The sequence below is a fragment of the Streptomyces roseoverticillatus genome (assembly GCF_000719265.1).
Taxonomy (GTDB): domain Bacteria; phylum Actinomycetota; class Actinomycetes; order Streptomycetales; family Streptomycetaceae; genus Streptomyces; species Streptomyces roseoverticillatus.
On the sequence record NZ_JOFL01000006.1, the window covers coordinates 207,573 to 221,889 of the forward strand.

The window sequence follows — 14,317 nt, forward strand, 5'->3', positions numbered from 1 at the left end:
GAACATGCTGTACCGAGAGATGTTCAAGTCCAAGATCCACCGGGCCACGGTGACCCAGGCGGACCTGCACTACGTCGGGTCCGTCACCATCGACGCCACCCTGATGGCCGCCGCGAACCTGCTGCCGGGGGAGAAGGTCGACATCGTCGACATCGACAACGGCGCCCGGCTCAGCACCTACGTCATCGAGGGCGAGGCCGGCAGCGGGATCATCGGCATCAACGGCGCCGCCGCCCGGCTCGTCAGCCCCGGCGACCTCGTCATCATCATCTCCTACGCCTCCATGACCGAGGAGCACGCCCGGTCGTACGAGCCCAGCGTCGTCTTCGTCGACGCGGACAACCGGCCCGTCAGCACCGGCTCGGACCCCGCCGGCGTGCCCGACGGCTACGGCCTGGTGCGCGGCGACACCCTCGGCGCGTGACCGCTCCCGCCCCACTCATCGGAGACCGCACATGAGTTCCACACCTGACGTCATGGCCGCCTTCACCAGCGGCCTCGCGGACATCAACCTCGACGACTCCGGCGCCCCCAGCACCAGCGCGAAGTCCGCCGGCATGAAGTCGGCCAGCGCCACCATCTACGACATGGCCGCCACGCTGTCCGGCAAGGGCGACCTGTGGAACTGGGGCATGTTCGACGCGGACCTCGCCGAGGAGATCCGTGCCCGCGTGCCCGGATTCGGCGCGCCGTGGACCGACGGCTTCAGCGAGCAGCTCTACTTCCTCGCCCTGCGGGACCTCCCGATCGGCCTGGACGACTACGCGGGCAAGGAGGTCCTGGAGGTCGGCTGCGGCATGGGAGAAGGCCTGAACTTCCTCTCCCGCGTCGCCCCCGGCGCGCGGATGACCGGCCTGGACCTGTCGCCGAAGGCCGTCGCCCGGGCGACGGCCACGCTGTCCCGGGGCGACGCGCTGCGCTTCGTCCACGGCGACGCGGAGGACCTGCCGTTCGAGGACGGCTCGGTGGACGTGCTCGTCAACATCGAGAGCTCGCACACCTACCCCGACCTCGGCAAGTTCCTGCGCGAGGCCGCGCGCGTGCTGCGCCCCGGCGGCCACCTGAGCCACATCGACGTCTACACCCGGCAGCGCACCGCGACCATGCGGCAGGCGGCCGAGGAGACCGAGGGCCTGGACTGGATCGCCGACAACGACATCTCGGACCGGGTCCGCGCGGCCGTGCGCCGCCGGATGGCACCGAACAGTCACTTCCGCACCATGCTCGGCAAGCAGCGGATGAACCCGCTGATGCGGCAGGTCGTCGCGCACAGCCAGATCCTCATGTTCGGCGGCATGTTCGCCGGCTATCAGCCCCCTTCCTCGATCAAGGTGCTCAGCAAGCTGGGCATCGTGCCGTGGATGAGCGGGCTGCCGATGGAGAGCTACCGCCACCAGATCGCCGTCCGCCGATGACCGGCCGCCCCGCGCCCAGCCGATCAGATTGGAAGGGGGAGCCGTGAGCGTCCAGCTGTTCGCCGTCGCCGCCGGCAGCGAGGACCTCCTCACCGCCGTCCTGTACGCGCACCTGGACCGGATCCGGGCCGGGCGGTCCCTGCCGCCGCTGGCCCGGTACTGTCACGACGCCGCGACGGGCACGGCCGGCCCGCACCGCGCCGCGCTCGCCGTCGAGTCGTACGCCGATCTGGAGCAACAGCTCGAGGAGGTGTGCGCGGGCGAGACGGAACGCATCCCGGCGGAGCTCGCGACCCGGCGGCCCCGGCTCGTGTTCGTCTTCGCCGGACAGGGCGCCCAGTGGCACGGGATGGGCCGCGAACTGCTCGCCACCGAGCCGGTGTTCCGCGACATGCTGCACCGCTGCGACGAGCTGGTCCGCGAGTTCGCGGGCTTCTCCGCGATCGAGCAGCTGCGGCTGCCCGCCGAGGAGACCCGGCTCGGCGACTTGGACGTCCTGCAACCGACGGTGGTGTCCCTGCAGTTCGCCCTGACCGCCCTGTGGCGGAGCTGGGGCGTGACGCCGGACGCGGTGGTCGGGCACAGCATGGGGGAGATCGCCGCCGCGCACACCGCCGGTGCGCTGACCCTGCGCGAGGCCATGATGATCGCCTGCCGGCGCAGCGCACTCCTGCGCCGGATCGCCGGCAAGGGAGCGCTGGCCGCGACGGAACTCTCGCCAGCCGAGGCGCAGGCGGTCGCCGCGGCCAGCGGCGGCGCGATCAGCGTGGCCGGGGAGAACAGCCCCCGGTCCACCGTCCTGGCCGGTGACGACCGTTCGCTCGCCGCGCTCGTCGCGGAGCTGGAAGGGCGGGACGTCTACTGCCGGGTGATCAAGAGCACGGTCGCCTCGCACAGCCGCTACGTCGACGAACTGCGCGAGGACCTCGGCACCGCCCTGGAGTCGCTGGAACCCGCGCCCACCCGGGTGCCGATGTACTCGACCGTGACGGCCGGGCCGGTGCCCGGCACCGAACTCGGCGCCGGGTACTGGATGCGCAACCTCCGCGAGCCGGTGCGGTTCGCCGCCGCGGTGGAGAACCTGTTCGCCGCGGGGCACGAGGTGTTCGTCGAGATCAGCACGCACCCCGTGCTGCTCAGCCCCGTACGGCAGACGCTCGAACACGGCGAGCGGCAGGGCCGGCTGCTGCCCTCCGGCAGGCGGGGGGAGGAGCGCCGCTCGGTGCTCTCCTCGCTCGGCGCGCTCTACGCCTGTGGCCGGGAGCCGGACTGGCCGGCGCTGTTCCCGGGCGGGCGGGCGACCGGCCTGACCCCGTACCAGGCGGCCGTGCTGGACGCCGCGCGGCTGCCCAGGCCCGTACCGGCCGAAGCGGCGGCGTAACAGCGGGAAGGCCGTGGGCCCGAGTCGTTACGGACTCGGGCCCACGGCCTTCCGGGCTTCCCGGGTCTTCCGGGCGTCAGCGGCCCTTGCGGTTGATCTTTATGCTGGCCCGGTCGGTCGACACCGACTGCAGGTCGCGGCAGTCGGCCCCGAGGCGGCGGACGGCGGCGGTGCACAGTTCCTCGGCCATCGCGTGCACGACGTCCTCGGGCTCCTTCTCGTCGGCGGGGATCAGCACGCGGAAGGTGAATCCGTTGAGCGCCCGCTCGTAGGTAACGGTGCCCTCCTCGGTGAACCGGGCGCTGAACACGTCGTGCTGACTCGCGACGGCCTGCAGCGCAACGCGCTGCTCATCGGTCAGCTGTGCGAACTTGCCCTTGGTGAGGACCTGGAAGGTCGTGCTGCTCATATCAGGTGTCTCCAGATGCGTGCGGTGTCGGGGGCTGCCGGTGGCGCGGCTCAGGCCGTCTCCCCCCGCCGCACCCGGTGGTGGGGCAGGAGGAACAGCAGGCCGGCGACCGGTACGAGACCGGCGGCAGCCCAGTACAGGGTGTCGCTGTACGTGGCGACGAACGTCTTGGTGCGGATCTCGCCGAGCGCGCTGCCGATCGCGCTCATGCTCTCGGGGTCGCTCTTCCCGGCGAGCGCGGCACAGCTGCGCGGCACCTTCGTCAGGTCGTCCTGGCCGAGCGAGTCGGTCGCGCAGTCCTTGACCTCCGCGGCCTGCCGGGCCGCCACCGTCCGGTGAGCCGGCAGGACCCGGTCGGCCTGGGGGCCCGCGTTGCCGGCCAGGGCGGAGAAGAAGATGCCGCCGATGATCGCAACGCCCAGCGCGGCACCGAGCTGACCGGTCGCGTTGATGATGCCGGACGCGGCGCCCGCCTCCTGCGGCTTGACCTCCCTGAGGACCAGCGCGGTCAGCGGGGGCATCAGCAGGCCCATGCCGGAACCGAGCAGGATCATGGACGGGACGGCGTGCCACGAGGTGATGTCCGCGCCCAGCCGGTCGGCCGCCCAGGCGTACGAGGCGATGCCCGCCAGCATGCTCAGCGCGCCCGCCACCAGGCAGTACCGGCCGTAGAGCGGGGAGAGCTTGCGCACGGCGAGGCCGCCGACGAGCGGGACGCACACCGAGAACGGGATGGCGGTCAGGCCGGTGTGCAGCGCGGTCCAGCCGAGGCCGCCCTGCAGGTAGAGCGTCCAGCTGAGGAAGAAGCCCGCGGGTACGGCGCTGAAGAGCAGCTGCACGCCGATGCCGGCGCTGAAGGCGCGGACCTTGAACAGGGACAGGCTCACCAGGGGCGAACCGTCCTTGCGGGTCTTGAGGCGCTGGTGCACCACGAACAGCGCGATGACGGGCAGCGCGGCGACGAGCGCGACGATGCTCCAGACCGGCCAGCCGAGCTCGCGCCCGAGTGTCAGGGGCAGCATCAGGAGCAGCAGCCCCACGATGGCCAGCAGCATGCCGACGATGTCCAGCCGCTGGGCGTGCGGGGACCTCGACTCCCGCATCCACTTCCCCGCACCGGCCAGGGCCGCCACGCCGATCGGGAGGTTGACCACGAAGATGCTCCGCCAGCCGAGGTCCAGCGGGCTCCACTCGACGAGGGCGCCGCCGACGACCGGACCCGAGACGACGGCCAGGCCGATCATGCTCGCGTACAGGCTGACGACGCGCCCGATCTCCTGGGGAGCGAAGGAGACGTGGATGAGCGCCAGGACCTGGGGCACCATGATCCCGGCGGTCAGGCCCTGCAGCGCCCGGGAGGCGACCAGCATCTCGGTGTTCTGCGCGGCGGCGCACAGGGCCGACGAGAGCACGAACCCGGCGACGCCGGTGAGGAACATCCGCTTGCGGCCGAAGATGTCGCCGAGCCGGCCGCCGGTGATCAGGAGGACCGCGAAGCTCAGCGTGTAACCGGCCGTCATCGCCTGGACGGCGACGGCCGAGGCGCCCAGATCGCGCTGGATGCTCGGGATCGCCACGGTGATGATGTTGGAGTCGAGCAGGTCCATGAAGGTGGCGACCAGCAGGACGGTCAGCGCGAGCCACCGCTTCGGGTCGGGCTCGGGCGCGTCGGGCAGTAAGGGCGTTTCGGGGGCGGTCGGCTGCTCCGTCTGCCCTGCCTTGTTCATGGATTCTTCTCCAGGTTTTCAGTTGGTTGCGTGTCGGACGGCTGCGCAGGGCCGGTGCCGGCGAGGGCGGTCCAGGACCGCATCAGGAGCTCCACCACGTCCACGACCGTGTCCGTGCTGCTGTCGGCGGGGGAGAGCACGCGCTGGATGGACAGGCCGTCGTCCAGGGCGTGCACGATGAGGGCCAGCAGCTCCACGGGGGCCGGAGTGGTCACGCCGCGCGCGGCGAAGCCCTGCGCCAGCCCCTGGGCCAGGGCCGTCCGGGAGCGGCGCTCGAGATCCGCCAGCACCGGCAGCAGCTCCGGGCTGTCCCGCAGGCCGTAGAGCCACAGTTCGGTGCGCAGGGCGAGCCAGCCGGCGAGGTTCCGGTCGCGCTCGACGTGCCAGGAGCGCAGGTGCTCGATCATCTCGTCGTAGGACCCCGCCCGGCGGCTCATCGCCTGGACTTCCTCCAGCTCGTGGCGGGTCCGCTGTTCGAGCAGGGCCAGGACGAGCTCGTGCTTGCCCTTGAAGTTGCCGTAGAACGCGCCGCGGGTGTAGCCGGCGCGCTCCACGATCTGCTCGACCGACGTGCCGTTCACCCCTTGTCCGGCGAAGAGTTCGCCCGCCGACCGCAGGAGCTGCTCGCGGGTGAGTTCCCGGCTCTGCTGCCGGGTGAGCCGTTTGGTGATGGTGATCGCCTCCCTGGCGAGCCGCTGGGATACGAGACTGTATCCCAATACGGTCCTGTATCTGAAGTGGCGTCAAAAGGCCTCGGACCGCCGACGGCACGGCGAAGGGCCGCCACCGTGCCCGGAGGGTCGGTGGCGGCCCTTGGAGGAGAGGGGCCCGCGGCGGCGGGGTCAGCCGGCCGGCGGCACCGGGACCCGGAAGCGGTTGATGGCCGTCAGGTGCTTCTCGCGCAACTCGCGGTCGCGCACGCCGAGTCCCTCCCGCGGGGCCAGGGCGAGGACCCCGACCTTGCCCAGGTGCAGATTGCGGTGCACGTCGTACAGGGCCTGTCCCGTCTCCTCCAGCGCGTAGGTCCGCGAGAGCGTGGGGTGGATCCTGCCCTTGGCGATGAGGCGGTTGGCCTCCCACGCCTCGCGGTAGTTGGCGAAGTGCGAGCCCACGATGCGCTTCAGCGACATCCACAGGTAGCGGTTGTCGACGTCCTCGCCGCCGGTCAGCTCGCGGATGCGCTTGCCGAAGCGCTTCCACTCGCGCGGGTCCTGCTCGTGCTCGTCCTTCCAGAACTTGTAGCCCTCGGCGGAACGGTCGATGACCGCCTCGGCGCCCATGGCGCGGCAGATCTCCGCCTTCTTCTCGCTGGAGACGACGCAGACGGGGTTCGCCCCGCCCGCCAGCGCGAACTGGGTTGCGAACGCACCCACTCCGCCGGACGCGCCCCAGATCAGGACGTTGTCGCCCTGCTTCATCCCCGCGCCGTTGCGGGACACCAGCTGGCGGTACGCCGTGGAGGCGACCAGCCCCGGGGTGCCGGCCTCCTCCCAGGTGAGGTGGGCCGGTTTGGGCATCAGCTGGTTGGCCCGGACCAGGGCCAGATCGGCGAGGCCGCCGAAGTTGGTCTCGTAGCCCCAGATGCGCTGCTCGGGGTCGAGCATCGTGTCGCCGTGTCCGTCCGGTGACTCCAGCTCCACCGACAGGCAGTGCGCGACGACCTCGTCGCCGGGCTTCCAGGCGTTGACGCCCGGCCCGGTGCGCAGGACGACGCTCGCGAGGTCGGAGCCTATGACGTGGTACGGCAGGTCGTGCCGCCGGGCGAGCGGCGACCGGGCTCCGTACCGGGTGAGGAAGTCGAAGGTCGGCAGCGGTTCGAAGACCGACGACCAGACGGTGTTGTAGTTCACGGAGCTGGCCATCACGGCGACCAGGGCCTCGCCCGGGCCGAGTTCGGGCACCGGCACCTCGTCGAGGTGCACGGACTTACGCGGGTCCTTGTCCCGGCCGGCGAGCCCGGTGAACAGGTCCGTCTCGCTCTTGTGCAGGGTGACGGCCCGGTAGGACGCGGGGAGGGCGAGTGCGGCGAAGTCCTCCGGCGCCGCGTCCCCGCTCACGATGGCACTGACGATGTCCTGCATGCGAACCCCTCGGAAGTTGGGAGGTGTACGGATGGCGCGGTCGGTGCGCGGCCGGCGCACCGAGCGGTTCATGGGACGGCCGGGCCCGGCCGCCGGTCCTGCGGCGCGATCGTGGTCTACCGGGCCGGGCCGGGCGGCGTCGCCGCGTGCCGGCCGGATGCGGCGGGGCGGGGGATGCCGGGTGCGGGCACCGTGATGGCGGTGGCCACGAATGAGGCGCCGTCACGGGTGACGGTACGCCACTGCCCGGTGAAGCCGTCGATCCGGCGCCCGCCGACCACCGGACCGGGCACGTTCAGCGAGCAGTCGAAGGTGCCGTTCTCCGGGTCGGGGATGATGACGCAGTCGCCGAAATCCAGCCACAGGCCGGTGAGCGGGAACCACGTCTTGTACGTGCTCTCCTTGGCGCTGAAGAGCAACCGGTCCCAGTGCACGGCCGGATGGGACCGGGTGAGCCGGTCCAGGACGCGCCGCTCCTCCGGCAGCGCCACCAGCTTCTCGATGCCCGCGGGCAGTGGAGCGTGGGGCTCGGCATCGATCCCGACCGAGGCGACCGCCGTGTTCCGGGCGACCGCCGCAGCGCGGTATCCGTCGCAGTGGGTCATGCTGCCCACGATCCCTTCGGGCCAGACGGGGGCGCCGCCGGGGCCGCGCAGAATCGGCCCGGGGGCCACTCCGAGCCCGGCCAGCGCCGTGCGCGCGCACAGCCGGACGGTCGCGAACTCGCTGCGGCGTTTGCCGACCGCGCGCGCCACGAGGCCGGCCTCCTCGGGGTACAGGTGGGCGTCCGGGGGATCCGCGAAGAGTTCCACGACGGTGACATCCGGAAGTAGCCCTTCCAGAAGGCTGGTTCCGGTACCGGGAACAGCCGTGTTCCGGCCAGGTGCGGATCCGGGGGCAGGAGGAGGGTCCGCGGTGAGCCGCCCTGCCGGGCGGCGTGTCCGTATCAGACTGTTCAGGGACGAACCCGACTCCTGATTACCTGTCATGACTGAAGCCTAACTCTTGCAGAAACGTTCATGATCGGCCAGGATGCGTCTTGTCGAAGCGTGTATTCCAGCCTCGGACCAGCGGGTTCGGACATCGCGTGACCGACAGTTCTGCTGAAGGCCCGCCATCGCGCCGGCGGATCGCCGCGCCCTCGCACGGCCTTCAGAGCAATGCGTCACAAGGGGGATGTGATGTTGGGGTATTGCCGTTTGCCATGGCCTGGGTCGGTTTGTGCCGCCCGGGTTTCTGTGCCTGTCGTCCGATTCGCTTGCGCAACCGCGTGCTGAGCCGTCCGGTAGTTCTCGGCCTGCCCGCGCTCGCCATCGGCGGCCTGTCCGAGAACTGGCTGTTGCGCGAGGCCGGTGACCTCCACTGGTCCCTCATCGGGGAGCACTTCGGACTGCCCGTCGCCGAACTCGCCGACGCGGACGGCAACCGGCTGCTGCCCGCCTTCGTCCGCGCCCGGATCACCGCGGCCGACTCCCTGCGCGCCTTCGCCGAGCACGACGAGGGAACGCTGAGTGGCACGCTGACCAGGATCGACGAGCAGACCTTCGCCAGTGACGTCCGCTTTTGCACGGCGACGGCGAGCGTGGGCGTCCGGCTGCTCACGGCCTTCGTCCGCCGCGGTGCCGGCAACTGGCTCACCCCCGGCACGCCGCAGGGAGAGGGCCGCGCACCGGTGGCCGGGCCCGGCGCCGAACTCATCGAATTCCACCGCGGGTTCCGTGCGCAGCTCGGGGCGGCCCCCGACGGCGCGGAGCTGTACAGCGACACGTACGAACTCAATCCGTTCGCGGACGTGAACGCTGCCGGACTGCTGTACTTCGCCTCGTACCCGCACATCAACGACCGCGGCGAGCGCAAGTTCGCGCAGTCGCGCGTGCCGGACGGGGAATGGGCCGCCGAGGCCGTCACCGTCAGCCGCGACATCGTCTACCTCGGCAACTGCGGCCTCGACGAGACCGTGCGCTACCGGCTCGAGGAATGCCGGCCGGAAGCGGACGACCGGGTGGCGCTGACGTCGTTCCTGCTGCGGGAGAGCGACGGAAGGCCGCTCGCCCGGATCCGCACCGTCAAGTCCCTCGCCCGGCCGGACGCCTTCGCGGCCCTGTGGGGCGACGGCGCAGCCGGGTCCACGGAGCCCGCCCCCGCCGGACCCCGCCCCACGGCACAGCTGCCCGGCGACCTCGAAGCCACGCTCCTGGCACTGATGGAGAACGTGCTCGGCCGGCCCGCCGGTTCGCTGTCCCCGGACGAGGACCTGCGCCACCACGGACTGGACAGCCTGGCGCTGTCGGAGGCCGTCGTCCGGCTCGGTGAGGAGACCGGGCTGGAGATCGACCCCGGCACCATGTTCCGGGCGTTCACCGTCGCCGCGATGGCACAGGTGGTGCGCGGCGAGCACCGGGCTCCGGCCACCTCCCCCGCGGCCACCGCCCCCGCCTCCGGCGCCGGGGCGCCCATCGCCGTGATCGGCATGGCGGGCCGGTTCCCCGGCGCACCGAGCGTGCCCGGACTGTGGGACCTGCTGGGCCGGGACGAGGACGCCGTGCGGGACATCCCGGCCGACCGCTGGGACACCGCCGCGCACCCCGGCATGGTCGGCAAGGCCGCCCTGCTCGACGACATACGCCGCTTCGACCACGAGTTCTTCTCCATCAGCCCGCGCGAGGCCGCACTGATGGACCCCCAGCAGCGGCTGCTCCTGGAGGTCGCCTGGGCGACGGCCGAGGACGCCGGCGTGGACCCGTCCTCGCTGGCCGGCACCCGCACGGGCGTCTACGCGGGCGTGTGCCACTCCGACTACGCCGCGGTGCTCGCCGAGCACGCCGGCGACGACGAGCCCCACTTGAGCGTCGCGGTCTCCCCCTCCCTGGTGGCCAACCGGGTCTCCTACGCCCTCGGGCTGCGCGGGCCGAGCGTCGCCGTCGACACCCTCTGCTCGTCGTCCCTGGTGGCCGTCGCGCAGGCCGTCGCGGCCCTGCGCGCGGGCGAGTGCGACCAGGCGATCGCCGGCGGCGTGAACGTCCTGTGCGACCCCGCCCGGCACAACGCCTACCAGCGCACCGGCGTGCTCAGCCCGCGCGGCCGCTGCCACACCTTCGACGACGACGCCGACGGCTACGTCCGGGGCGAGGGCGTGGGCGCCCTGCTGCTCAAGCCGCTGGACCGGGCGCTGGCCGACGGCGACCGCGTCCACGCGGTGATCCGCGGCGCGGCCGTCAACCACGGCGGCCGGGCACGGTCGTTCACCGCGCCCAACCCGGACGCGCAGGCGGACCTGCTCGTGGCCGCGTACGACGAGGCGGGCGTCGACCCGGCGACCGTCGGCTACATCGAGGCGCACGGCACCGGCACGCGCCTGGGCGACCCGATCGAGATCTCCGGCATGGTCACGGCGTTCGAGCGGCTCTACGACCGGTGGGGCCACCCGCGTCCGGCGGAACCGCACTGCGGCGTCGGCTCGGTCAAGACCAGCATCGGCCACCTGGAGGCGGCCGCCGGCATCGCCGGAATGATCAAGGTGATCCTGGCCATGCGCCACCGGACCCTGCCCGCCGGCCGCAACGTGCGCCGCCCGAACCGCATGATCAGGACCGAGGGCACGCCGCTCCGCCTCCAGCTGGAGCGGACGGCGTGGGAGGCACCCGCCGGCGGCGGACCCCGCCGGGCCGGCGTCAGCTCCTTCGGGATGGGCGGCACCAACGCGCACGTCGTCCTGGAAGAGGCGCCGGAAGCGCCCGTGCCGCCGGCCCTCACGGGCCCGGTGACCGTCCCCGTGTCCGCCCGTACGCCGCAGGCCCTGCGGCGAGCCGTGGCCGCGCTGCTGGACGCGGTCCGCTCGCCCGAAGCCCCGTCCTTGGCATCGATCGCCCGCACGATGCGGACGGGCCGCGCGGCCCTGCCGTGCCGCGTCGCCGTCGAGGCGGCCGACCTCGGCGAACTGGCCGCGAAACTCGCCGCGGTGCTGGAGAACCCACCGGCCGGGACCCCCCTGCCGGACACCGGAGCGCAGGGAACGACCCCCGACGCCCCGCCGGTGTCCCTGCCGACCTACCCGTTCAGCCGTGACCGGCACTGGGCGGCGCCCATTCCCGGCGCCGAATTCCTCACCACCGCCTGGGAGGACGCGCCCGCACCGGCCACCGGCCCCGACGGCCGGTTCCTGGTGGTCACCACCGACCCCGCGCTCGCCCGCACGGTGCTCGCCGAGCGGGGCGTCGCGCACGTCCCCGGCGACCCCCTGCCGGCGCTGAACGGGCTGACCGGCGTCGTCGACCTGGTCGACCTGTCCGCACCCGGCACCCTGGTCACCGAGCGCATCGCCCTGCTGCAGCAGGTGCTCACCGACCTGCCCCGCACCGGGCTGCGCTGCGTGCACGTCAGCGGCGCCGAGCGGTCCGTGCTCGCCGGTTTCTACCGTTCCCTGTCCGGCGAGTTCCCCGGCGTCCACGGGCGGACCGTCCGCGTGGACGGCGGGACGGCGGCCGGCCTGGCCGCCGCCGTCGCGGCCGAGACGTCGGCGGCCGACCGGGAGACCGAGATCCGCTACGAGGGCGCCCGGCGCCGCCGCCCGGCGGCCGTCTTCGCCCCCGCACCCTCCGGTGACGACCTGCTCGCCGGCATCGGCAGCGGCGCCGTGCTGATCACCGGCGGTCTGGGCGGCATCGGGCTGCGCCTGGCGGCCCATCTGGCCGACCGCGGCGCCCGGCACCTCGTGCTGGTCGGCCGCTCCCGGATGCCGGTGCGCAACCAGTGGGCCGCCCTCGCCGCCGCTCCCTCCACGGACCCGGTGCTGCGCGCCCGGCTCACGGCGCTGCTCGACCTGGTCGAGCGCGGCGTGACACTGACCGTGCGCACCGACACCCTCGACGACGTCACCTCGCTGCGCCGGCTGATCGGCCGGGCCAGGAAGGAAGCCGGCTCGCTCGACGCCGTCTTCCACTGCGCGGGCGTGATGGACGCGCCCGCGTCGTTCCTCTCCCGCACGGCCGAGGACGTCGCCCGGGTGCTGCGGCCCAAGGCCGACGGCCTGCAGGTGTTGTGGTCGGCCTTCGGGTCGCGGCCGCCGCGGCTGATGGTGCTGTTCTCCTCGGTGGCCGCGGCCGTGCCGCGCCTCGGCGCGGGCTACCTGGACTACGCGGCGGCGAACACCCTGCTCGACGACTTCGCGGCCGCCCGCGCCGCCGAGTCCGGCTGCACGGTGCGCTCCCTGCGCTGGCCGCTGTGGCGGGGCGTGGGGATGGGAACCGACCGGACGAGCGCGAGCGCTGCGCTCGGCATCCCCGACCTGGCTGCGGGCGACGCCCTGGAACTGCTCGACCTCGCCCTGCGGGTGCCCGGCGAACCCGTGCTGCTGCCCTGCCGGGCGGAGCGCACGTCGGTGGCCGCGGACGAGCTGTACCTGGCGCCGGCGCGCACCGCCCCGGTTCAGCCGGCGCCGCCGGCCTCCGCACCGGCCCTCCCGCCCGTCGGCGGCGCCGGCACCGAGCCCGACGGCGGACCCGGCACGGCCGCTGACCTCGACTGGCTGATCGACCTGGTGGCCCGCACGACCAAGGTCGAGCCCGCGCTGCTGGGTCCCGGGACCGCGCTCGGCGACGTCGGCGTGGACTCGCTGCTGATGGCCGAACTCGTCCGCGACCTGGAGGCGGAGCTCGGCCGCCCGGTCGACCCGAGCCTCCTCCAGGAACACCCGACGCTCGGCGGGCTCGCCGCCGCCCTCGGCGCGCCGGCCGCAGTCAGCGCCTCCCTGCCCGCCGAGCGCCCCGCAGCCACCGCCGCGCCGCGGCCGGTCCCCGCGCCCGACGGGAAGCCGGTGCCCATCGCCGTGATCGGCATGGGCTGCCGCCTGCCGGGCGCCGCCGGCCCCGCGCAGCTGTGGGAGGTCCTGCTGGCGGGAGGCGACGCCGTCACCGAGGTGCCGGCCGACCGCTGGGACGCCGCGTCGCTGCACAGCCCGGACGGCGGGCCGGGCCGCAGCACCAGCAGGTGGGGCGGGTTCCTGGACGACGCCGCCCTCTTCGACCCGGAGTTCTTCGGTTTCGGCGACGAGGAGGCCCGGCACCTGGACCCGCTGGCGCGCAAGGCGCTGGAGGTGTCCGTGGAGTGCCTGCGGGACGCCGGATACCGCGAGGACGAGCTGCGGGGCCGCTCCGTGGGCGTCTTCGTCGGCACCCGGACGGGCAACCACCGCGCGCACCTGCAGCCCCCGAAGCGCGAGTACATCGCCGGGGTCAACCAGAACTTCGTCGCCGCGCACATCTCGCACTTCCTCGACCTCACCGGTCCCAACCTCGTGGTCGACAGCGCCTGTTCGTCGTCCCTGGTGAGCATTCACCTGGCGGCGCAGAGCCTGGCGTCGGGAGAGACGTCCATGGCCCTGGCCGGGGGCGTGGACCTGCTGTTCGACGAGGAGCCGTACCTGATGCTCAGCGCCGGCAAGGCGCTGTCCCCCAGCGGCCGGTGCCGCACCTTCGACGAGTCCGCCGACGGCCTGGTCCCCGGCGAGGGCGCCGGGATGGTGCTCCTCAAGCGGCTCGACGACGCCCGGCGCGACGGGGACCGCGTGCTCGCCGTGATCGAGTCGTCGGGCGTGAACAACGACGGCAGGACCATGGGGCACACCACGCCGAACGGAGCGGCCCAGCGCGCCCTGGTCTCCGGCGTGCTCGCCCGCGGCGGGATCGACGCGCGGACCGTCCGGTACGTCGAGGCCCACGGCACCGGCACGATGATCGGCGATCCGATTGAGCTCCAGGCGCTGACGGCCGTCCACCGGACGTACACGGACGACCGCGGCTACTGCGGCATCGGCAGCATCAAGAGCACGATGGGACACCTGCTCAGCGCGGCCGGCGTCGCCGGTTTCATCAAGTCCGTGCAGATCCTGCGGCACGGACTGCTGGTGCCGACCCTGCACTGCCGGCGGCCCAACCCGCGCTTCGCGTTCGCCGAGTCGCCGTTCTTCCCCGTCACCGGGGTCACGGAGCTGCCGCCCGGCAGCCGCGTCGGCGTCAGCGCCTTCGGCTTCGGCGGCACCAACGCCCACCTCGTCCTGGGCGCCGGCACACCCGGCGAGCCGGGCAGGCCACCGCTGCCGCCGCCCGCCTACGACCGCAGACGGTTCTGGCGGCTGCCCCCCGCGCCCGCCCCGGCCGCGGAACCGGTCCGTTCGGCCCGGCTCGACCTGATCCTCACGTAACCCCGGCACGTCACCGGCGCGCCCGGGCCGCTTCACGCCCCGCCGCGCATCGCCGATCACCAGGAGAGAACACGTGGACCGACGGTCCGTTCGCTGTGCCCTGCTT

At 73.1% G+C, this 14,317-nt stretch carries 9 protein-coding genes; 4 read left to right on the plus strand and 5 right to left on the minus strand.

Annotated features, from left to right (window positions below; all coding sequences use genetic code 11):
* Window positions 1-7 precede the first annotated feature (7 nt).
* The 3 genes from panD to IF61_RS0108380 are packed head-to-tail and all read left to right on the plus strand — an operon-like array spanning window position 8 to window position 2,796.
* Window positions 8-424 carry an aspartate 1-decarboxylase gene (gene panD, locus IF61_RS0108370; protein WP_169748810.1) on the plus strand — a complete coding sequence of 139 codons (417 nt, stop codon included), beginning with the start codon at window positions 8-10 and terminating at the stop codon, window positions 422-424.
* A 31-nt stretch (window positions 425-455) separates the two neighbouring features.
* Window positions 456-1,415 carry a class I SAM-dependent methyltransferase gene (locus IF61_RS0108375; RefSeq protein ID WP_030365635.1) on the plus strand — a complete coding sequence of 320 codons (960 nt, stop codon included), beginning with the start codon at window positions 456-458 and terminating at the stop codon, window positions 1,413-1,415.
* Window positions 1,416-1,458: 43 nt separating this feature from the next.
* Window positions 1,459-2,796 carry an acyltransferase domain-containing protein gene (locus tag IF61_RS0108380; RefSeq protein ID WP_052392513.1) on the plus strand — a complete coding sequence of 446 codons (1,338 nt, stop codon included), beginning with the start codon at window positions 1,459-1,461 and terminating at the stop codon, window positions 2,794-2,796.
* Window positions 2,797-2,872: 76 nt separating this feature from the next.
* On the opposite strand, the gene IF61_RS0108385 is transcribed toward IF61_RS0108380, so the two are convergent.
* The 5 genes from IF61_RS0108385 to IF61_RS0108405 all read right to left on the minus strand — a co-directional run bounded on the left by IF61_RS0108385 (window position 2,873) and on the right by IF61_RS0108405 (window position 7,825).
* Window positions 2,873-3,205 carry a DUF6204 family protein gene (locus IF61_RS0108385; protein WP_030365637.1) on the minus strand — a complete coding sequence of 111 codons (333 nt, stop codon included), beginning with the start codon at window positions 3,203-3,205 and terminating at the stop codon, window positions 2,873-2,875.
* A gap of 50 nt (window positions 3,206-3,255) precedes the next feature.
* Window positions 3,256-4,932 (minus strand): MFS transporter, encoded by a 1,677-nt coding sequence (locus IF61_RS0108390; RefSeq protein WP_030365638.1) that lies wholly within the window; start codon window positions 4,930-4,932, stop codon window positions 3,256-3,258.
* Window positions 4,929-5,651 (minus strand): TetR/AcrR family transcriptional regulator, encoded by a 723-nt coding sequence (locus IF61_RS0108395; protein WP_245684445.1) that lies wholly within the window; start codon window positions 5,649-5,651, stop codon window positions 4,929-4,931. Before IF61_RS0108395 ends, IF61_RS0108390 begins: the two co-directional genes overlap by 4 nt.
* A gap of 123 nt (window positions 5,652-5,774) precedes the next feature.
* Window positions 5,775-7,013: a crotonyl-CoA carboxylase/reductase gene (gene ccrA, locus IF61_RS0108400; protein WP_030365640.1), complete on the minus strand. Its 1,239-nt coding sequence runs from the start codon at window positions 7,011-7,013 to the stop codon at window positions 5,775-5,777.
* 116 nt (window positions 7,014-7,129) lie between these two features.
* The gene (locus tag IF61_RS0108405) at window positions 7,130-7,825 is read right to left on the minus strand and encodes a 4'-phosphopantetheinyl transferase superfamily protein (RefSeq protein ID WP_052392514.1); all 696 of its coding nucleotides are present in this window, start codon (window positions 7,823-7,825) and stop codon (window positions 7,130-7,132) included.
* A 458-nt stretch (window positions 7,826-8,283) separates the two neighbouring features.
* Between IF61_RS0108405 and IF61_RS0108410 the strand changes: the two genes are divergently transcribed.
* A complete protein-coding gene (locus tag IF61_RS0108410) occupies window positions 8,284-14,211 on the plus strand; it encodes a beta-ketoacyl synthase N-terminal-like domain-containing protein (RefSeq protein ID WP_043188420.1) in 5,928 nt (1,975 codons plus the stop codon).
* The last annotated feature ends 106 nt before the right edge of the window (window positions 14,212-14,317 follow it).